We start from the raw sequence: 18,798 nt of genomic DNA, 5'->3' as shown, positions 1-18,798 counted from the left end.
ACCATGAGCACCCTGGACGAACAGACCTCGCCGGCGATCGGCCGATTTGGCGCCACGCCCGCGAAAACCGCGGAGGAAGCCGGAGCGGGCAAACCCTGGATGGATGTCGCGCTGCTGGCGCTTGTGTTCGGAGTGGTTTTCTTTTTCGACCTCGGGGAGGTGTCGCTGGTCAATCCGGACGAAGGGCGCTATGCGGAAGTGCCGCGGGAGATGGTGGCGACGGGGGATTACGTCACGCCGCGGCTGAACGGCGTGGTGTATTTCGAGAAGCCGCCGCTGGTTTATTGGGCGGTGGCGGGCGCCCTGCGGCTTTTTGGGCCGGGAGAGTTTGGGATTCGCCTGGTGCCGGCGCTGTTCGCGCTCGGCGGCGTGCTGTCGATCTATGCGGCGGGACGACGCCTGGCGGGGCGCGCGGAAGGAATCGGCGCCGCGGTGGTCCTGGGTTCCTCGCTGCTCTATTTTGCGCTCGGCCGGATCCTGCTCCTCGACATGGCGCTGACGGTGTTGATGAGCGCGACGCTGTTTTTTTTCATCCTGGGCGTGCGCGAGCCGGCGGGCGCGCGTCGCCGCTGGTATTTCCTGGGCCTGTATGCCAGCGCGGCGCTCGCGACCATGACCAAGGGCCTGATCGGATTCATGCTGCCGGGCGCGGTGATGTTTTTCTGGCTGTTGATCTTCAACCAATGGCGACGGCTGCTGCCGATGCACCTCGTCGCGGGCGCACTGTTGTTCCTGGCGATTGCGGCGCCGTGGCATGTGCTCGTGGCGCTGAGAAACGATGCCTGGTTGAATTTCTATTTTGTGCGCGAGCATTGGGACCGTTTCACGACGACCGAGCATGGACGCTATGAGCCTTGGTGGTATTTCCTGCCGGTCGTGGTCGCGGGTCTGTTCCCGTGGACCGGCTTTGTGGCGCCGGCGGTGCGCTCGGCGTTGCGCGGCGGATGGGCGGCGCGGCGGGCGAATGCGGACGCCTGGTTTTTCGTGACCTGGGCGGTGGTGGTGTTCCTGTTTTTCAGCAAGTCGCAGTCGAAACTCATTCCCTACATCCTGCCGGTGTTTCCGCCGCTGGCGTTGCTGACGGGAGGATGGCTGGCGCGGGTCTGGCATCAGCGAGAGGAGGAGCAGCGGGTGCGCGTGCCGTTTGGCGTGTTTGCCGTCATGGCGGTCGCGATTGGAGTGGCGCTTCTGACGGTGCTGTTCAAACCCGACCTCGTGCGCAATGCCTCGCGTCTGGAGGCGCTGCGACCGGACGGAATCGTCGCCGCCTGCGCGTTGCTGGCCGGTGCGGCGCTGGCTCCGGTCCTGGCATCCCGGGGCCGGCTGCGATCCGCCTCGCTGGCGCTGGCCGCGGCGGTAGCGGGTTTCTACCTCGTGCTGGGCGAGGCGCAGGACAAGGTGGCGCGTCCGGGCACCAAGGCCTTCGCGGAGCTGGTGAAGCAGCGGGCGGGGCCGGACGATCGCGTTTACCACTACCACGATTTCTTCCACGATTTCACGTTCTACGCCGAGCGGACCGTGGGCACGATCGCGGCGCCCAATACGGAACTGGAGATCTGGATCGATCCGGCGGCGCAGGCGAGCGGGCGCTTCATCGACGAGGCGGAGTTTCGCCGCCAGTGGAACGGTTCGCGCCGGCTCTGGGTCGTGGCGCGCCAGCGGGAGATCGGCGCGCTGTTCCGCGATCCGACGTTCCGATATCATTTGATCGCGGAGACCCGCGGTCATTGTCTCTTCAGCAACCAACCGTGAACGCACCCACCGTCCGCGTGAGCGACCCTGCGCCGCCGTTTCTGCCGCTGACCCGGCCCACCCTCGACGAAGAGACGATCGCCGGCGTGGCGGACGTCCTGCGCTCCGGCTGGATCACCTCCGGGCCGAAGGTGAAGGAGTTTGAGGCGAAGCTGTCGGAGTATTTCGGCGGACGCCCGGTGCGCGCCTTCAACTCCGGCACGTGCACGATGGAGATCGCGTTGCGAATTGCGGATATCGGCGCGGGGCACGAGGTGATCACCACCCCGCTGTCGTGGGTGGCGACCAGCAATGTGATCCTCGAGGTCGGCGCGCGACCGGTGTTTGTCGACATCGATCCGGTCACGCGGAATCTCGACTTGGAAAAGATCGAAGCGGCGATCACGCCGGCGACACGGGCGATCATGCCGGTCGATCTCGCCGGGTTGCCGGTGGACCGCGACCGGCTGTATGCGATCGCGCGGAAGCATCGGCTGCGGGTGATCGAGGATGCGGCGCAGTCGTTCGGCGCGACCTGGCGCGGGCGCAAGATCGGCTCCTTCGGCGATTTCGTGTCGTTCAGCTTTCATCCCAACAAGAACATCACGACGATCGAAGGCGGTTGTCTGGTGCTGAACGACGAGCGCGAGGCGCGGCTCGCGGAGCAATACCGGCTGCAGGGCGTGGTGCGCTCCGGCTTCGACGGGATGGAGGTGGAGGTGGTCGGCGGGAAGTTCAACCTCACGGACGTCGCGGCGCGAGTGGGGCTCGGGCAGCTGCCGCGTATCGACGAGTTTAATACAAAACGGCGCGAGCTCGTGCGGCACTATTTCGAGCTGCTCGATTCCGGCGGTGCCGCCGCCCGCGGACTCGGGCTGCCGCCGCGGGATTTTTCCCAGACGAACTGGCACATGTTTCAGGTCGTCCTGCCGGAGGCGCTCGGCGTGAAGCGGGCCGACGTGATGGCGGCGATGCAGGCAAAAGGCATCGGCACCGGCGTGCATTATCCGGCGATCCATCTCTTTCAGGTTTACCGCCGGCTGGGGTGGAAAGAGGGAGACTTCCCGATCGCGGAACGCATTTGCCGCCACATTCTCACGCTGCCGCTGTTCCCCACGATGACCCGCGACGACGTCCGCCGCGTGGTGGAGGCGCTGCTGCAGGTCGTGCCCGCGAGGGACGCGTGAACCGATGCCTCCGCGTATCCAACGAAGCGATTCGCAACCTTCCGATCAGCCGCCTACCATGAGCGCGTCTCCCCAGCTCTCCATTGTTATTCCCGTCTACAACGAGGAACTCAATCTGCCCACGCTCTTCGGTCGGCTCTATCCCGTGCTCGATGCGCTGGGGCGCAGCTACGAAATCCTCTTCACCAACGATGGCAGTGCGGATCGCTCGATCGAACTGCTGCGCGCGCAGTATGCGGCCCGGCCGGACGTCACGCGTGTGATCGATTTCAACGCCAACTACGGCCAGCACATGGCGATCATGGCGGCGTTCGAACGCGTGCGCGGCGAGATCGTCGTCACGCTCGATGCCGACCTGCAGAATCCGCCTGAGGAAATCCCGAAGCTGCTGGAAAAAATCGACGCCGGGCACGACTACGTCGGCGGTTACCGGCTCAATCGCCAGGATTCCATTTTTCGCACGTATGCGTCGCGGCTGGTGAATTTCGTGCGCGAGCAGACGACGAACATTGAGATGACGGATCAGGGCTGCATGCTGCGCGCGTATCGCCGGCCGATCATCGAGGCGATCGTGCGGAGCGGCGCGATCAACACGTTCATCCCGGCGCTGGCATATAGTTTCTCCGGCAATCCGGCGGAAGTGGGTGTGCGGCACGAGGAGCGGCATGCGGGCGCGTCGAACTACTCGCTCTACCGCCTGGTGCGGCTGAATTTCGATCTGGTGACCGGCTTCTCCCTGGCGCCGTTGCAGGCGTTCACGATGTTCGCGATGGCGGCGTCGGCAGGGAGTTTCGTGCTGGTGCTCGTGCTCGCGGGGCGCCGGCTCGTCATCGGACCGGAGGAAGGCGGGTTGTTCACGCTCTTCGGGATCCTGTTTTTTTTGATCAGCGTGACGATGGTCGGCATCGGTTTGATCGGCGAATACGTGGGCCGCACCTACCAGGTGGTGCGCGCGCGCCAGCGTTATTTCATCAAGGAAATCCACGAGCGGGCAAACTGATGGCCGGCGCCTACAAAACCATCCATCGGGGCCTGGCCGTGCTGTTCGTGCTGCTCGCCGCCATGGCGGTGGCGGTTGCGATCGGGGCGCGGGACCTCGCCGCCGCGTATCGACGCGTCGACGCCTCGCAGCGGTTGCTGCGCGAACTGGAAGCGACGTTGCAGCATGCGGTGAGCATTCAGTCCGGCGTGCGCGGCTTTTCGCTGACCGGGGACGAACGGTATCTGGCGCCGTATGACAGCGGACTCGTCGCCATCCAGCATGCGATCGTGCGGCTGCGGACGCTGACCGCGGACGATCCGGCCCAGGTTGCGGCGGTGCGGCGGCTGGCGGGGCTGGTGGACGAAGAGGTTGCCGTGATGCAGCAGCGGCTGGCGGCGCGGCGCAGCGGCGGCCTGCCGGCGGTGAGCGCGCTGTCCGCCGACGGGCGTGGCAAGCGCGTCATGGACGCGATTCGCGGCGCGGTCGGCGCGATGCGCGCGCAGGCGAAAAAGGAACTGGACGGCCGTATCCAGACGTTGAACACAAAAAGCCGCTGGCTTGGCGGGGGCTTGTTCGCGGCCCTGGCGGTGACCGCCGGCGTGGTCGCCTGGCTGGGTCGACTTGCGCGGCGCGTCGGGACGGCGGAAACGGCCGCCCGACCCGCGGAGACGGTTTCATGAGTGCGCCCCGCATTCTTTTTTTTGGCTACAGCGAAGTCGGCTACGACTGCCTCTCGCTGCTGCTCGAGCGCGGCGACAACGTGGTCGGCCTGATCACGCATGCGGACAATCCGCACGAGAAAATCTGGTTCAAGACGCCGGCGCAGGCGGCGCGGGAAAAAGGCGTGCCGGTGTTCGAGCCGGAGAACGTGAACACGCCGGAGTGGCGCGAGCGGATCGCGGCGCTGCGACCCGATTTGATCCTGTCGGTTTATTACCGGCACATGATCGGAACGAAGATCCTGGCGCTGCCGCGGTTGGGGGCGTTCAACCTGCACGGCTCGCTGCTGCCGAAATATCGCGGCCGGGCGCCGATCAATTGGGCCGTGTTGCACGGCGAAACCCGCATCGGCATGACGCTGCACCGGATGGTGAAAAGCGCCGACGCGGGGGCGATCGTCGATCAGGAGGGCGTGGAGATCGGTCCGCGCGACACGGCGGAGCAGGCGTTCCGGAAGGTGCTGCCCTGCGCGCGACGCGTGCTCGCCCGGCAGATCGATGCGCTGCTCGCGGGCACGGCTCAGGAGACCCCGCAGGACGAGGCGCAGGTGACGTATTTCGGCGGACGGACGCCGGAGGACGGACGGATCGATTGGACGCAGACGAGCGGGCAGATTTTCAATCTGATCCGCGCGGTCACGGACCCGTATCCGGGGGCATTTAGCGACGTGAATGGCGCGCGCCTGATGGTCTGGTGGGCCGAGCCGGATTCGGCCGCAGCGCGCGCGGCGAAAGGACGGCCGGGCGAGGTCCTGTCGACCGCGCCACTGGTGATTGCCACCGGCGACGGCGCGCTGGAGCTGACCAAAATCGAGTGGCGCGGCGACGTCGTCCCTGAGCTTCGCGTCGGCCAGATCCTGGCGATCCCGCCAGCGTCCGAAACGTAATCCACCCACAGTATCTCTTAGCGCATCTTCGCCTCTCTTCGCGTCGTCGCGCTTCACCGCCGCATCTCTCAGCCCACTTCATCATGTCGCTCAAAATTCTGATTCTCGGGGTCAACGGTTTCATCGGGAGCTCGCTCACGCGCGCCATCCTTCAGCAGAAGGACTGGCAGGTTTACGGGATGGATATCGGGAACCACAAACTCGACGACAGCCTTGGCGATCCGCGTTTCAAATTCGTCGAAGGCGACATCACGATCAATCGCGAGTATATCGAGTATCACGTGAAGAAATGCGACGTGGTCATCCCGCTCGTCGCGATCGCCAATCCGATCCAATACGTGAAGGATCCGCTGCGGGTCTTCGAACTCGATTTCGAGGCCAACCTCGACGTCGTCCGCAAGTGCGTGAAATACAAAAAACGCGTGCTCTTCCCGTCGACTTCGGAGGTTTACGGGATGTGTCCGGACGCGAAGCTGGACGAGGCGACGAGTCCGCTCGTCTACGGGCCGATCGAGCGTCAGCGCTGGATCTACGCGTGTTCGAAGCAGCTGCTCGATCGCGTGATTTACGGCTATGGCGTCCGCGACGGCCTGGACTACACGCTGTTCCGTCCGTTCAACTGGATCGGGCCGAAGCTCGACGACGTCTTCGAGCCGAAGGAGGGCAGCTCGCGGCTGTTCACGCAGTTCATCTCCAACGTGATTTTCGAAAAACCGCTGCAGCTGGTGGACGGCGGCAGGCAAAGCCGGTCGTTCACCTACATCGACGACGGTATCGATGCGCTGCTGCGCATCATCGAAAACAAGGACGGGCGGGCGTCGCGGCAGATCTTCAACATCGGCAATCCGAAGAACAATGTGAGCGTGGCGCAGCTGGCGAAACTGATCATCGCGGCCTGCCGCGAGTATCCGGAATTCAAGGACCATGCGCAGCGCGCGCGGACGGTCGTGGTGTCGTCGGGCACGTATTTCGGGAAATATTACCAGGATATCCAGAAGCGCGTGCCGTCGATCGCGGCGATCGGGAAGCAGCTCGGCTGGAAACCGAAGGTGAACCTCGAGCAGGCGATCCGGTTGACGCTGGATTATCACCTCGCGAACCGGGAGTATAAGCTGGAGTGAGCCGGCGCGGCGGTCCGCGGAATTCCCGCTGCATCTCGGATTCGAGCCTTTTCGCGAACTGCTGCTTTTGATCTCTCGTTGCGGCCATGCCTCTTCGTCTCGCTCTCAAGGTCGACGTCGACACCGATCGCGGCACCCGCGTCGGGGTGCCGAATCTGGTGGCCGATTGCCGGGAGTTTGGGCTTCCCGCGTGTTTCTTGTTTTCGCTCGGTCCGGATCAGACGGGGCGTGCGATCACGCGGGTGTTGCGGCCGGGCTTTCTGCAGAAAGTCAGCCGCACCAGCGTGGTGGAGATTTACGGCCTGCGGACGCTGTTGAACGGCACGCTGCTCCCGGCGCCGCATATCGGGCGGCGCAACGCGTCGGTGCTCCGCGCGGTGCGTGACGCGGGGTTCGAGGTGGGCATCCATTGTTTCAACCATTACCGCTGGCAGGATCATCTGTCGCGGATGTCGCTCGCGCAGGTGCGGGCGGAGTTCGCGGCCGCGCGCGCGGAGTTTCGGCGGATCTTCGGCAGCGATGCGCGCACCGCGGGCGCGCCGGGCTGGCAGAGCGATGCGCACAGCCGGCTCGTCTACGACGAGGCGGCTCTGCTTTACGCGAGCGACACGCGCGACGGCACGCCGTTTTTTCCGCGGATTGAAGGACGGGTGTTCGAGACGCTGGAGATTCCGAGCACGCTGCCGACATTCGACGAGTTGATGGGACGGCCGGAGTTTCCGGACGATGCGATCACCGCGCATTATCTTTCGCTGCTGCGCGACGATCGCGTCAACGTGCTCACGATCCACGCGGAGATCGAAGGCCTGGGGCGCCGCGAGCTGTTTCGCGAGTTGATCGACGCCTGCGTTGCGGTTGGCGTGCAATTCGTGCGGCTCGAGGATTATGCGCGCGAGCTGCTGGCGGATCGGGCGGCGATTCCGGTGCGCGACCAAGTCATGAAGGCGATCGACGGCCGTTCGGGTCGGGTGGCGGCGAGCGCGTAACGGGCGCCGGCGGGAAGGGCGGGGACAAGAAAAAGCCCCGCGAAAATCGCGGGGCGAAAAGCAGGTGGGATCGCGAGGCGGCGACCGTTATTTCTGCGGCGCCTGTTGCTGCAGCTCCGAGAGGCGGCGATCGATCTCGCCCATTTTGGCGACGAGCTGTTCCTCGACCTTCTTGCGATCGCTACTGGAGACGATGCTCAGGCTGGCGGCGTCCTTCACGACGTTCGCGGGCAGCGTGAGGAGGCGGGTGATGAGGCCCTGGTCCTTGAACGAGCTCAGATACAACGCGGTGATTTCGTGCGAGAGCTTGAGCGAGTCCTGCGCGACGGCCTGGGTGGCCTGGAGATTGTTGTTGAGCTGCTGGTTTCGCGCCATCTCGGCGGTGAGGACGTTGCCGACCTGATCGGAGATGCGCTGGCTGTATTGGGCGATGGATTCGCGGGTGAGGTTCTGATCCTTCGACATTTCGGAGAGGATCGGCTGGATGCGCTCGGCCATGCGGGCGGAGACCTTGTCGACCTGCTCGTTTTGCATCTGCTCGGCCTCTTCGGGGCTCTTCGGCAGCGGATTGTAGGGCTGCACTTTCTTGGCGATCGCCTCGGCGAGGGCGTCCATGCGTTCGGTGTTGAGCTGCTGGATTTCCTCGTCCGTGCGGAACATGTCGGCCTCGCGGCGGGCGATGGCGTCGCGGAGGAGCTTGTTGGTGGCTTCGATCTGCTGACGATTTTCCTCGGCGGATGCGCGAAGGGCCTCGTTTTGCTCGCGGAGCGGCAGGAGCTCGGCCTGTTGCCGCACGGTCATGTCGGTGACCGTCTTGTGATGGAGCCAGAAACCCGCGCCCGTGATGATGATCGCGGTGAGCAGGATGGCGGGAAACTGTTCCTTAAGTTTTTGCCACATGTGGGTCGGGGGTTTTTCGGATGCTACTGGTTGAAGGTCAGAAAGCAATGACAGCGTTCGGGTGCGGTTTGCATTTGTTTTTCGAACTCAAGCCCGCAGGTTGCCGGCATGAGTCTCAACTCCACCGAGCAGATGGTTTTCGACTACGTTCAGTCCCATCCCGAGGAAAGACATTACTGGATGGAGAAGGTTCGGTCGACTTTGCGGCAGGCCGACGACGAGCATCTCGCGGCGGCGCGGCTGGATGTGGAGCTGTGGCGCTATGTGGAGGAGCGCAGCGCGGTGGCCTCGCCGTTCCGGGAACAGGCGCACCGGCACGGGTTGCGGCGGACGAGCATGAAGAACCTGGCTGAATATCTCCTGCGATTGTGGACGCCGCCGCGGCCGAAAAAACGCCGCGTCGAGCCGCTGGAGTAGGCGAGCGGGGCCGCCGGGAATTTTGGCGGAACCTTTTTTGCGGCGGCGCCGTCACACCGCACGACCACTTGGTCCCGCTTAGCGGGACATGGGGTAAGCAAGAAAGCAACGGGCGGGCCGTCTAGGGGTAGGCGGCCCGCCTCCTTCTTTTGAACCGTTCGCGCGGCTCACAAGCGGCTGAGCCGTCCGCCGTCGATGCGTATTGCCGCGCCTTGGACAAAGCGGGCGGCGTCCGACGCGAGGAACACGATCACCTCGGCGACGTCCTCGGGTTTGCCGACGGTCGCGGGATCGATTCGCTCGGCGCCCGATTTCACGTTCGGGTTGTTCCACAGCATCGGCGTGTCGATGGCGCCGGGCAGGACGGCGTTGACGCGGAGGCCGCGCGGAGTGCCCTCGATGGCGGCGGAGCGGGTGAGGGAGAGCAGGGCGGCTTTCGCGGTCGCGTAGGGCGCCACGAGAGGCGTTGTCTCCACGGCGTGAATACTCGAGACGTTCACGATCGAGCCGCCGGGTTGCATGTGGCGGAACGCCTGCTGGATGAAAAAGAAGGCGCCGAGCAGGTCCACGCCGAGGAGGCGCGTCCAGTCCTCCGCGGTGATCTCCGGAAGCGGCCTGAAGATCATCAATCCCGCGTTGTTCACGACGACGTCGAGCCGGCCGAAACGTTCGAGAGTGCGGGCGACGGTCGCTTCGACGTCGGACTGCTTCGACACGTCGCAGGCGAGTCCCAGGGCCTCCGGGGCGCCGGCGCGTTGTGCGTCCGCGGCGGCGGATTCCGCGGCTGCCGCGTGCAGGTCGGCGATGACGACGATGGCGCCGTCCCGGGCGAAGCGGCGCGCGGTAGCCAGCCCGATGCCGCCGGCGCCGCCGGTGATGATGACGACCTTGGAGTTGGTTTTCATCCGGCGAGGTTGGCGTGGGACGGCTCGGTGGGCGGGGCGCGGCGTTTGGCGCGCGCCTCGGTGCGTTCGCGCTGTGCCCAGGCGTCGTCGTATTCGTCGGGCGGGACGAGCGGCAGGCGCAGGCACACGCTCTGAGTTGGCAGCAGTTCGCGCCAGTCGGCGATGAGCTGCCGGTAGGCGCGCCCGACGGCGCGCGGGCGGCGGTCGAGATCGTAGAGGCCGAGCGGGTTGACGCGGCCGTGATTTTCGCGGAGCGCGGTGTCCCAATCCACCTGGTCCGTGAGCGAATACCAGGTGAAGCCCATGATCGGCACGCCGGTGTTGCGGACGCGGAGCACGTTGGCCCATTCCTTCCAGAGCCAGTAGACGGCTTCGTCGCCGCGCGGCCCTTCGCTGAAGTTCGTCTCCGTGTGCATCACGGGCAGCTTGTAGCGGTCGTAGTATTGGCGCGTGATTTCGTCGTAGCCGAAGACCTCGCCGGACGGGCTCGTGGTGCCGTCGTCGTGCACGCGATGCTCGTTCGTGACGTAGTAGTCGTTGCCCATGATGCAGCGGTGCTTCACGTCGCGCTGGAGAAAGAGGTGGTATTCCTCGCGGGTGAGCCCGTGGTCCATGAGGTATTCATACATCTCGGAGTCGACGCGGCGCCCGTAGTTGAGATCCAACGACAGGAAGCGGCGGGCGTTCATGATTTCCGCGCGCTTGATCGCCCGGGGGTTGCCGGCGTGAAAATACTCGGACGATTCGCTTTGGATGAAGAGCGCGTCCGGACGCACGTCGAGGATGGCGTGCATCGCGAGGACGTTGGCTTTGACGATGTGCTTGAGCGCGGTCACGAAGGCGCGGTCGCTGGCGAGCTGTTCGTTCCACCAGCCGTAGAGCGCGGAGAACGTGGCGCAGATGAACATCTCGTTCACCGGCGTGTAGAGCTGCACCCAGGGAAAACGCCGGGCAAACTCGCCGGCATAAGTGGCAAAGAGCTCCGGGAAATCGGGGTTCTGGAAATTTCCGATCCAGTCGGGGACGCCGAAGTGGCACAGGTCGACGATCGGAATGATCTCGCGCCGGCGAAGCTCGGGGAAGGTTTCGTCGGCGAAATCCCAATCGTAGCGATCGGGGCCGGGCCAGGAGCGGTGCAGGGGCGGACCGTAGCGGAGGAACCGAAGGCCGAGATCCTGCACGAGATCGAAATCGGTCCGCCATTTCGCGTAGTGGCCGCATTTCTCCATCTCGTCGACGCGAGTGCGGCCGTGGTCGGTGGTGGGGATGCTGTTCTCGATCCCGGTCGCGAACATGAACGCAGGCAGTCTCGTCATCGTGTGAATTTCCCTTCGTGATCCGGCGATTCGCCGGATCGGGGAAACTGGCACGAGTATCGCCGCGCTGCCATCGAGGTGCGCCCCGCCTGGTAGGTGGGACAAGTTCCTGCCGGTCGCGTGCGCGAGCGGCGGAAACGGCGTTCGCAGGCGAACGCCTGCTAGGCGTAACGGGCAAGCGCGTCGCCGGTGAGCCGGCAAATTTGCCAGGCGCGTTTGCGTTCGGCGCCGAGCGATTCGTAGAACGCGATCGCCGGCTCATTCCAGTCGAGCACGCTCCACTCCATGCGCCCGCAGCCGCGTTGATTCGCGAGCTTGGCGAGGTGCAGCAGCAGGGTCTTGCCGAAACCGCGGCCGCGGAATTCGGGTTTTACGAACAGGTCTTCCAGATAAAGACCGGGCTTTGCGAGAAACGTGGAGTAGTTCGTAAAGAAGATCGCGAAGCCGGCGGGCGTCCGCGCGGTGTCGTCGGCAAACGCGAGGACGCATTCCGCCGCGGGGCGTTCGCCGAAAAGCGTGCCGCGCAGTTTCTCCTCGGTCGCTTCAACCTCGTGCGAGAGTTGCTCGTAGTCGGCCAACCCGCGGATGAACTCCAGGATCAATGGGACGTCGGTGGGAGCGGCGGGGCGAATGAACGCGGGCATGGGGACGAAGTTGTGACGCGCCGGCGTTCAATGTCGCGACCGGAAAACGCGCGGGCGTGTGCAGGGCTGCGATTTCGCGGCCGGCTCAGTGGCCGCCGTCGAGGTCGCCCGGTTTCAGGAGCGGCGCGAAGAGGGCTTTGTTGGCCGCCTTCATATAAGCTTCCTTCGCCTCGATCGTGCCGTCCTTCACGCGCGCCATGAGGCTGTGATCCATCGTCACCATGCCGTCGGCGCCGCCGCTTTCGATGATGGATTTGATGTTGGCGATCTGGCCGCTGCGAATCGTGTTGGGCAACGCTTCGTGCGAGAGCAGGATTTCGTGCACGGCGCAGCGGCCCTTGGGGACGCGTTTGCAGAGGAGCTGGGCGACGACGCCGGCGAGGCAGCCCGCGAGCATGACGCGGACCTGGTTCTGCTCGTCGGCCGGGAAGGCGTTGATGATGCGGTCGACGGTTTTCGGGGCGTTGTTCGTGTGCAGCGTGCCGAACACGAGCATGCCCATCGAGGCGCAGCCGAGCGCGAGCTTGATGGTTTCGAGCTCGCGCATCTCGCCGAGCAGCAGGATGTCGGGGTCGTGACGCATCGCGCCCTTCAGCGCCGCGGCGAACGATTCCGTGTGCTCGCCGACCTCGCGGTGCACGATCACGGACTTCTTCACCGGATGCACGAACTCGATCGGATCCTCGATCGTGATGATGTGCTTCGAGAGGTGCGTATTGATGTAGTCGACCATCGCCGCGAGCGTCGTGGATTTTCCACTACCGGTCGGGCCGGTGACGACGACGAGGCCTTCGTTGAGATGGCAGAGCTTCTTCAGCGCCTCGGGCAGCTTCAGATCGTCGAACGACAGGATCTTCGCGGGGATCTGGCGAAACACGGCCGCCTGTCCCCAGTGATTGTAGAGGTAGTTGCCGCGAAACCGGGCGAAGCCCGGAATCTCGTGTGCGAGATCGAGGTCCTTGCGCTCGAGGAAATCCTGCCAGCGGCGCTCCGGCACGAGCTCCTTGAGCAGCGTTTCCATTTGCGCGGCCGTGAGCGGCGCGTCGCCGATCGGCGTGAGCGAGCCGGAGATGCGCGCTTTCGGTGGCAGGCCGACCGTGAGGTGCAGGTCGGAGCCGCCTTTTTCGAGCATCGTGCGGAGGAGCGGGTCGATGGCGGGCATGGAATTCTTGATGAATGGCTGCGTCGGCCCGCGGGGGCGGGGCTCCTCGCAACGACTAGGCGGGTCAGGTGATCTTCGCGCGGAGGACGCGATTGAGGACGTTGGCGAGCGCGGTATCGGCGGAGATGGCGCCGTCCTGGTAGAGGCCGTAAACGACGTTGTCCATGAGGCACATGCCTTCACGCACGCCGGTTTCCATCGTGTTGCGCAGACCGGCGGATTTGCCTTCGCGGATCAGGTTGGCGACGGCGGTGTTGTTGACGAGGATCTCGCAGGCGAGCGTCAGGCCGCCATTCGCGGCGGGCAGCAGCCGCTGGCAAACGACACCGCGCAGACTTTCGGCGACGCTCGCGCGGATCTGCGTTTGTTGTGCGGGCGGGAAGACGTCGAGGAGCCGGTTGAGCGTCGTCGCGGCGTCGCTCGTGTGCATCGTTCCGATGACGAGGTGGCCGGTTTCGCTGGCGCTGATGGCCATCTCAATCGTCTCGAGGTCGCGGAGCTCGCCGATGACGATCACGTCGGGATCTTCGCGGAGCGCGCCTTTGAGGGCGGTGAAAAACGATTTGGTGTGCGGACCGACCTCGCGCTGGGTGACGTTGCAGCCTTTCGCCGGCTGCACGACCTCGATCGGATCCTCGACGGTGATGATGTGGTCCTGGCGGGTCTCGTTCAGATACGCGACCATGGAGGCAAGCGTGGTCGTTTTGCCGGAGCCGACCGGACCGGTGATCAGGATGAGGCCGTTATGATAGGAGAGCAGTTTTTGCAGCGTGGCCAGATGCGCGGCGAAGCCGAGGTCCGCGAGCGAGCGGACTTTTTCCGGCACCATGCGATAGGAGCCGGCCGGGCCATTTTTGTGAAACATCAGGTTCACGCGGTAGCGCTCGGAACCGCTCAGCGCGAGGGCGCAATCGTAGTCTTTGCGCTCGAGGAAAATGGTTTTCTGCGCGTCCGACAGCAGCGCGGTATTCAGGCGCAGCGCGTCGGCCGCGGACAGCGGTTGGTCGCTGAGAAACGCCAGCGTGCGGTGCTTGCGAAGAAACGGCCGCGCGCCGGTCGAAAGATGGAGATCGCTCGCGCCATGGCGACCGGCGGCACGCAGCAAGTCGCGCAACGCGGTGCGGAGCGCCGCGTCGTCCAGCGTGGCGACGCGATCGAACGGAAAGCGCGGAGCCTCGGCCGGCGCGGTCGCCGCCGGCGTGGCGGGGCTGCGGGCGGTCTCGTTGGCGGAGGCGGACTCGTCGGCCAACGGATCCGCGGCCGGCGGGCCGCTGCGGCCTTTGGTGAACGCCAGGTTCGCGAGTTGTTCGAGCTGCTCGAGCTGGTCGACCACGCCGTCGTCGATCAGCTTCTGCGCAAAATCCATCAGCTCCGCGGAACGGCCGAGCGCATCGAGAACGCGGATACATTGGTCGCGCGTGAGCAGTCCCTGATCGATGCCCAGACGGGCGAGCCACAAGACGTCGGGTTTCATCACGGCAGCGGGAAAAGGCCGCGACCATGGCGTGCGGAAATAGGCGTGCCAAGCGCTAAGGATTGAACTATTTGTCAACCTCACGGTCGAACTGGTATTCCGCAACAACATGAACACACGAATCTTTCCGCAGTTCTCCCCGGTGGTGCTCGCGCTCGCGCTCCTCGCCGCCGTTCTCGGCACCTCCGGTTGCATCGCGGTGGCCGCGGGAGCCGGCGCCGGCGCGGCCGCGGTCGCATATGTCAGCGGGCAGCTCGAAACCACGCTCAACAACGATTATGAGTCGGTAGTGACCGCGACGAATCGCGCGATCGAGCAGCTCGGTTTTGCCAAGATCAGCGAAAAGAAGGACGCGCTCGTCGCGGTGATCACCGTGCGCAATGCAACCGACAAGAAGATCGAAGTCCGCCTCGATAATGCGGCGCGCAAGTTGACGAAGGTGCGCATCCGGGTCGGCGTGTTTGGCGACGAAGCCCTGTCGATCGCGATTCTCGACAAGATCAAGGCGAACCTCTGATTCCCGCCGCCGGCGCGACCGCAAGGTTCGGCGCCTCAACGGGGAAGGGCGCGAAACGAGAGCCCGTCCGGCGCGACGAGTGACATCGGGCGCGCGATGGCCGTCGAGGCGATGGTGGCTTCGGCAAAGCCAAGCGCGCCGGGCGGCTGCGGACGACGGACACCGCCCCACGTGTTGAGTCCGAAGTGGTGATGATAGTTGTCGGCGCTGAGAAAGCGCGCCTGCGGACCGAAGGACTGGGTGCGCTTCAATGCGAACGTGGTGGCGTAGAAAGATTCAGCCTCGTCGAGGTGGGTGACGCGCAGATGGAGATGGCCCCACCCGCTGCGCGCCAGCAGCGGCTCGAGTGGCGGGGTGGCCTGGGCCAGCAGGCCGGCCACATCGAGCGGGCGGGTGAACATGGCGAGATGGCCGTCGGCGTGCGGCCAGATTTCCCGCGGCCGATCGACATAGAATTCGAGGCCGTTGCCGTCCGGATCTGCCAGATAGACCGCCTCGCTCACGCCATGGTCGGAAAAGCCGTCGAATCTCACGCCGGCGTTTACGGCGTGGCGCAGCCAGCGGGCGAGCGCCGCGCGATCCGGCAGCAGCAGGGCGGCGTGAAACAAGCCTGCGGCGTCGGGTGGCGGGATCGAGGATTCCTCGTTCTCCGACAGGAACAGGATCGCAGGGGAGTCCGGAGTTACGCCGAGGGCGGCCGAGCGTTCCGTGCGCGAGAGCACCTCGAAACTGAGTCGATCGCTGTAAAATTCGATGCTCCGGGCGAGGTCCGCAACGCGTAGATGGATCGATTGAATGACGAGCGAAGGGATCATGGCCGGAACGACCGCGGCGGGAGGGAATCCGAGGGACGCCAGCTAAGCGTAACCAACGGCGTTACGATACAAGGCGGCGCGCTACTTTTTGCCCGGACAAACGGATCGCAGCTGGTCGGCGACGTGGCTGAGAGTAACGCGCCCGAGCTCGGCTTCCATGCCGGCTTGCGCGCGGAAAAAAACCGCCTCGAGCACGGACTCGATTTTTGCGCCCACCGGACACTTGTGGTTTGGCGTGAAGCGCTTGAGGCCGTGGTTCGGAGAGGGCTGAACCGCGCGATAGATGTCGAGCAGCGAGATGTTCTCGGGGGTGCTGGCGAGAGAGAATCCGCCGGCGGCGCCCTTGTGGGCGCGGACCAGGCGCGCCTTGACGAGTGCGGACAACAGCCGCCGGATCACGACCGGATTGGTGTCCACGCTTTCGGCGATTTCCGACGACGGCGCCGACCCGACCTCCTGGCACGCGAGGTAGCTCAGGATGTGGACGCTGACGGCGAAACGGGTGTTACCGGTCATGGGATTGTAACCACTAGGGTTACGCTTGGGTTAGAGTCAAGGCGCAGGTGCAGCCGATTCGCTGCGGTCTCGGCGAGGGGGTTCGTGGATAAGGTGATTGCAAATACGGACGATTCGAAGAGCGTCACCGGTTTCCCATCAGTCATGCTTAAGAAAATCTTTGCGAAGCTGCGCGAGAAGATCGCCCCTTCGCCTTCCGGTAAAGCCGCGAGCGGCGGCAAGTCCCATTCTTCTTCCAAGTCCAGTTCTGCCGGTCGTTCCGAACGATCCGGCCACAAGGCCGGTCCGGCCCGCGGCGAAAGCCAGGCGCGAGGAGAAGGCCGCGCGCGAGGCGAAGGACGGCCGCGGTCGGAGTCCCGGGGAGAACCGGGTGAATCACGCGGCAACCGTTCGCGTCGCGGTGGCCGCGGCGGGCGGAGCAGCGGCGCGCAGGGCGGCCCGGAGCGCCGTGAGCGCCCGCGCAAGGACGATCAATTCGAACATCCGCGCCGCGAGCCCACGAAGCCGGTCGTGCCGGTCGACGTGCCGAAGATGGACACGGCGTTTTCGCAGCTGGGGCTCTCGGACGCGCTCGCGTTTGCGGTGCAGGAGATGGGTTATGTCGAGCCCACGCCGATTCAGGCGCAGGCAATCCCGGTGGTGCTCAAGGGCGGCGATGTGATCGGCTCGGCGCAGACCGGCACCGGCAAGACGGCGGCGTTTGCGCTGCCGATCATCCAGCGGCTCGGCAGTCACGGCCGGTTGCGCTGCCTGATTCTCGAGCCCACGCGCGAACTCGCGCTGCAGGTGGAGGAGGCGTTCCACAAATTCACCAAGTTCACCGACCTGCGCGTCACCATCGTGTATGGCGGCGTCGGATACGGGAAACAGACGGAGGACCTGCGTCGCGGAGTCGACATCCTCGCGGCCACGCCGGGCCGGCTGCTCGATCATCTCGAACAGGGCAACTGCTCGCTCGACCAGGTCGACATCCTCGTCCTCGACGAGGTCGACCGGATGCTCGACATGGGCTTCCTGCCGGACGTCCGCCGGATCGTGCAGAAATGCCCGAAGACGCGGCAGACGCTGTTCTTCACCGCGACGCTGCCGCCCGAGCTGGAACAACTCGCGGGCTGGGCGCTGCACAACCCGGTGACGGTCGAGATCGGCCGCCAGCGTTCGCCGGCGGAGACGGTCGCGCACGCCTTCTACCCGGTGGTCGCCTCGCAGAAATTCGAATTGCTGCAACTCCTGCTGGAGAAGACAGAATTCAAGAGCGTGATCATCTTCTGCCGGACGCGCATGGGCGCCGACCGGATCGCGCACAAACTGAAACAGAAAGGCCACACGGTCGGCGTGCTGCATTCCGACCGCAGCCAGCGCGAGCGCATCGAGGCGCTCGAGGGTTTCAAATCCGGCCGCTACGAGGTGCTGGTGGCGACCGATATCGCGGCGCGCGGCCTCGATATCGCCGGCGTGTCTCACGTGATCAACTACGACGTGCCCGAGAACGCGGAGGATTACGTCCACCGCATCGGCCGCACCGGCCGCGCGCACAACACGGGCGACGCGTTCACGCTCGTGACCGAGGAGGACGTGCGGGACGCGCGGTCGATCGAGCGCTACATGGGCATGGCCGTCGAGCGGAAGCGCATCGAAGACTTTCCTTACATCTACTCGGCGCTCTTCGACGAGAAAGCCCTCGCCGAGTCGACGGCCGCCGCCGCCAAGCCGGCGAGCCGGCTGCACCGCGGCATGCGCCGCTGAGGCGCAGGCGGAACCGGCGGCGCGGGTCCGCGCCGCCGCGAGCGTCAGTCCATCCCGTTGATCCGGCGGTAGGCGAAGGCGGCCACGGCCGCTCCAGCGAATTCAGAAACCAGATACACCGCGAACTGCCGCGCGGACTCGAGTCCCATGACGAAAACGCCGAGTCCGACCGCCGGATTGAAGGCGCCGCCGGAGATTCCGCCGACGGTGACGGCGCCGACCAGGACGGTGAAACCGATCGCGAGTCCGTAAAACGAGTTTCCCATGGTCGCCTTGGAAGTGGCGACGTTCAGCACGACCCAGCAGAGGGCAAACGTGAAGAGGAACTCGACAATGAAGGAGCTGAGCTGCGGGTGCTGGGCGACGACCGCCGGATCGATCCGGCCCTGGAGCACGACGTTGACGAGCAGCGCGGCCGCGGCGCCGGCGAGAAACTGGGCCGCCCAGTAAGGCAGGACGTCGCGGCGTTCGCACCGGCCGCGGAGATACGCGGCGAGCGTCACGGCGGGATTGAAGTGACCGCCGGAGACATGGCCGCCGGCGAAGATCATCACCATCAGCACCGATCCGATGGCAAGCGGCGCGAGCGGTGCACCCTGGCGCACGGCGAGTCCGACGGTGAGAACGAGGAAGAACGTGCCGATGAATTCGACGATGGCTTTTTTCATGGGGTGATGGGGGGCAGCGAAAGACCAGATCCAAGTAGCGCAACGATAAGCGGATTGGAAGCGGGCAACGAAAAGTTTGCGTCCGTTTTTCCCTGATCGCGTCAG

19 protein-coding genes are annotated in these 18,798 nt (G+C 65.1%); 10 read left to right on the top strand and 9 right to left on the bottom strand.

All coding sequences use genetic code 11. The annotated features are described in order from the left end of the window. Positions 1-3 precede the first annotated feature (3 nt). The 7 genes from AC6RV7_RS04585 (at position 4) to AC6RV7_RS04555 (ending at position 7,613) form a co-directional block, all read left to right on the top strand. The gene (locus AC6RV7_RS04585; protein WP_500092724.1) at positions 4-1,752 is read left to right on the top strand and encodes an ArnT family glycosyltransferase; all 1,749 of its coding nucleotides are present in this window, start codon (positions 4-6) and stop codon (positions 1,750-1,752) included. Next, on the top strand, positions 1,749-2,918 hold the full coding sequence (locus tag AC6RV7_RS04580; RefSeq protein WP_500092723.1) for a DegT/DnrJ/EryC1/StrS family aminotransferase: 1,170 nt from the start codon (positions 1,749-1,751) through the stop codon (positions 2,916-2,918). Before AC6RV7_RS04585 ends, AC6RV7_RS04580 begins: the two co-directional genes overlap by 4 nt. Before the next feature lie 58 nt (positions 2,919-2,976). Then, positions 2,977-3,918, top strand: a complete 942-nt coding sequence (locus AC6RV7_RS04575) for a glycosyltransferase (RefSeq protein ID WP_500092722.1) — start codon at positions 2,977-2,979, stop codon at positions 3,916-3,918. Then, the gene (locus AC6RV7_RS04570; RefSeq protein ID WP_500092721.1) at positions 3,918-4,580 is read left to right on the top strand and encodes a CHASE3 domain-containing protein; all 663 of its coding nucleotides are present in this window, start codon (positions 3,918-3,920) and stop codon (positions 4,578-4,580) included. The genes AC6RV7_RS04575 and AC6RV7_RS04570 overlap by 1 nt, the downstream gene beginning before the upstream one ends. Next, entirely contained in the window at positions 4,577-5,506 is a 930-nt protein-coding gene (locus tag AC6RV7_RS04565) for a formyltransferase (RefSeq protein WP_500092720.1), read from the top strand. The genes AC6RV7_RS04570 and AC6RV7_RS04565 overlap by 4 nt, the downstream gene beginning before the upstream one ends. 83 nt (positions 5,507-5,589) lie before the next feature. Next, positions 5,590-6,627, top strand: coding sequence for a bifunctional UDP-4-keto-pentose/UDP-xylose synthase (locus tag AC6RV7_RS04560; RefSeq protein ID WP_500092719.1), 1,038 nt, complete (start codon positions 5,590-5,592; stop codon positions 6,625-6,627). A gap of 86 nt (positions 6,628-6,713) precedes the next feature. Next, a complete protein-coding gene (locus AC6RV7_RS04555; RefSeq protein WP_500092718.1) occupies positions 6,714-7,613 on the top strand; it encodes a polysaccharide deacetylase family protein in 900 nt (299 codons plus the stop codon). Positions 7,614-7,700: 87 nt separating this feature from the next. On the opposite strand, the gene AC6RV7_RS04550 is transcribed toward AC6RV7_RS04555, so the two are convergent. Next, entirely contained in the window at positions 7,701-8,513 is an 813-nt protein-coding gene (locus AC6RV7_RS04550; RefSeq protein WP_500092717.1) for a hypothetical protein, read from the bottom strand. 108 nt (positions 8,514-8,621) lie between these two features. Between AC6RV7_RS04550 and AC6RV7_RS04545 the strand changes: the two genes are divergently transcribed. Then, complete coding sequence (locus tag AC6RV7_RS04545) at positions 8,622-8,930, top strand: hypothetical protein (RefSeq protein ID WP_500092716.1); 309 nt, start codon at positions 8,622-8,624, stop codon at positions 8,928-8,930. A 167-nt stretch (positions 8,931-9,097) separates the two neighbouring features. On the opposite strand, the gene AC6RV7_RS04540 is transcribed toward AC6RV7_RS04545, so the two are convergent. The 5 genes from AC6RV7_RS04540 to AC6RV7_RS04520 form a co-directional block, all read right to left on the bottom strand. Then, a complete protein-coding gene (locus AC6RV7_RS04540) occupies positions 9,098-9,835 on the bottom strand; it encodes an SDR family NAD(P)-dependent oxidoreductase (RefSeq protein WP_500092715.1) in 738 nt (245 codons plus the stop codon). Next, positions 9,832-11,151, bottom strand: coding sequence for a family 1 glycosylhydrolase (locus AC6RV7_RS04535; RefSeq protein WP_500092714.1), 1,320 nt, complete (start codon positions 11,149-11,151; stop codon positions 9,832-9,834). Before AC6RV7_RS04535 ends, AC6RV7_RS04540 begins: the two co-directional genes overlap by 4 nt. Positions 11,152-11,312: 161 nt before the next feature. Next, entirely contained in the window at positions 11,313-11,795 is a 483-nt protein-coding gene (locus AC6RV7_RS04530) for a GNAT family N-acetyltransferase (RefSeq protein ID WP_500092713.1), read from the bottom strand. Positions 11,796-11,880: 85 nt separating this feature from the next. Continuing rightward, positions 11,881-12,957 (bottom strand): type IV pilus twitching motility protein PilT, encoded by a 1,077-nt coding sequence (locus tag AC6RV7_RS04525; RefSeq protein ID WP_500092712.1) that lies wholly within the window; start codon positions 12,955-12,957, stop codon positions 11,881-11,883. A 64-nt stretch (positions 12,958-13,021) separates the two neighbouring features. Then, entirely contained in the window at positions 13,022-14,431 is a 1,410-nt protein-coding gene (locus tag AC6RV7_RS04520; protein WP_500092711.1) for a type IV pilus twitching motility protein PilT, read from the bottom strand. A 109-nt stretch (positions 14,432-14,540) separates the two neighbouring features. Here AC6RV7_RS04520 and AC6RV7_RS04515 point away from each other — a divergent pair, with 109 nt between their 5' ends. Continuing rightward, positions 14,541-14,948, top strand: a complete 408-nt coding sequence (locus AC6RV7_RS04515; RefSeq protein ID WP_500092710.1) for a DUF3568 family protein — start codon at positions 14,541-14,543, stop codon at positions 14,946-14,948. 35 nt (positions 14,949-14,983) lie between these two features. Here the strand turns inward: AC6RV7_RS04515 and AC6RV7_RS04510 are convergent, their stop codons facing one another. Further along, positions 14,984-15,763, bottom strand: coding sequence for a VOC family protein (locus AC6RV7_RS04510; RefSeq protein WP_500092709.1), 780 nt, complete (start codon positions 15,761-15,763; stop codon positions 14,984-14,986). An 81-nt stretch (positions 15,764-15,844) separates the two neighbouring features. Beyond that, on the bottom strand, positions 15,845-16,279 hold the full coding sequence (locus tag AC6RV7_RS04505; RefSeq protein ID WP_500092708.1) for an Rrf2 family transcriptional regulator: 435 nt from the start codon (positions 16,277-16,279) through the stop codon (positions 15,845-15,847). A gap of 531 nt (positions 16,280-16,810) precedes the next feature. Between AC6RV7_RS04505 and AC6RV7_RS04500 the strand changes: the two genes are divergently transcribed. Beyond that, positions 16,811-18,025 carry a DEAD/DEAH box helicase gene (locus AC6RV7_RS04500; RefSeq protein ID WP_500093008.1) on the top strand — a complete coding sequence of 405 codons (1,215 nt, stop codon included), beginning with the start codon at positions 16,811-16,813 and terminating at the stop codon, positions 18,023-18,025. Between the two features lie 44 nt (positions 18,026-18,069). Here AC6RV7_RS04500 and AC6RV7_RS04495 read toward each other — a convergent pair whose 3' ends face one another. Next, complete coding sequence (locus AC6RV7_RS04495) at positions 18,070-18,693, bottom strand: aquaporin (protein ID WP_500092707.1); 624 nt, start codon at positions 18,691-18,693, stop codon at positions 18,070-18,072. Positions 18,694-18,798 lie beyond the last annotated feature (105 nt).

This window comes from Opitutus sp. sgz309028, from assembly GCF_059821195.1.
Note: the sequence above shows the minus strand (reverse complement) of the source record. Positions and strands in the feature narration are given on the sequence as shown.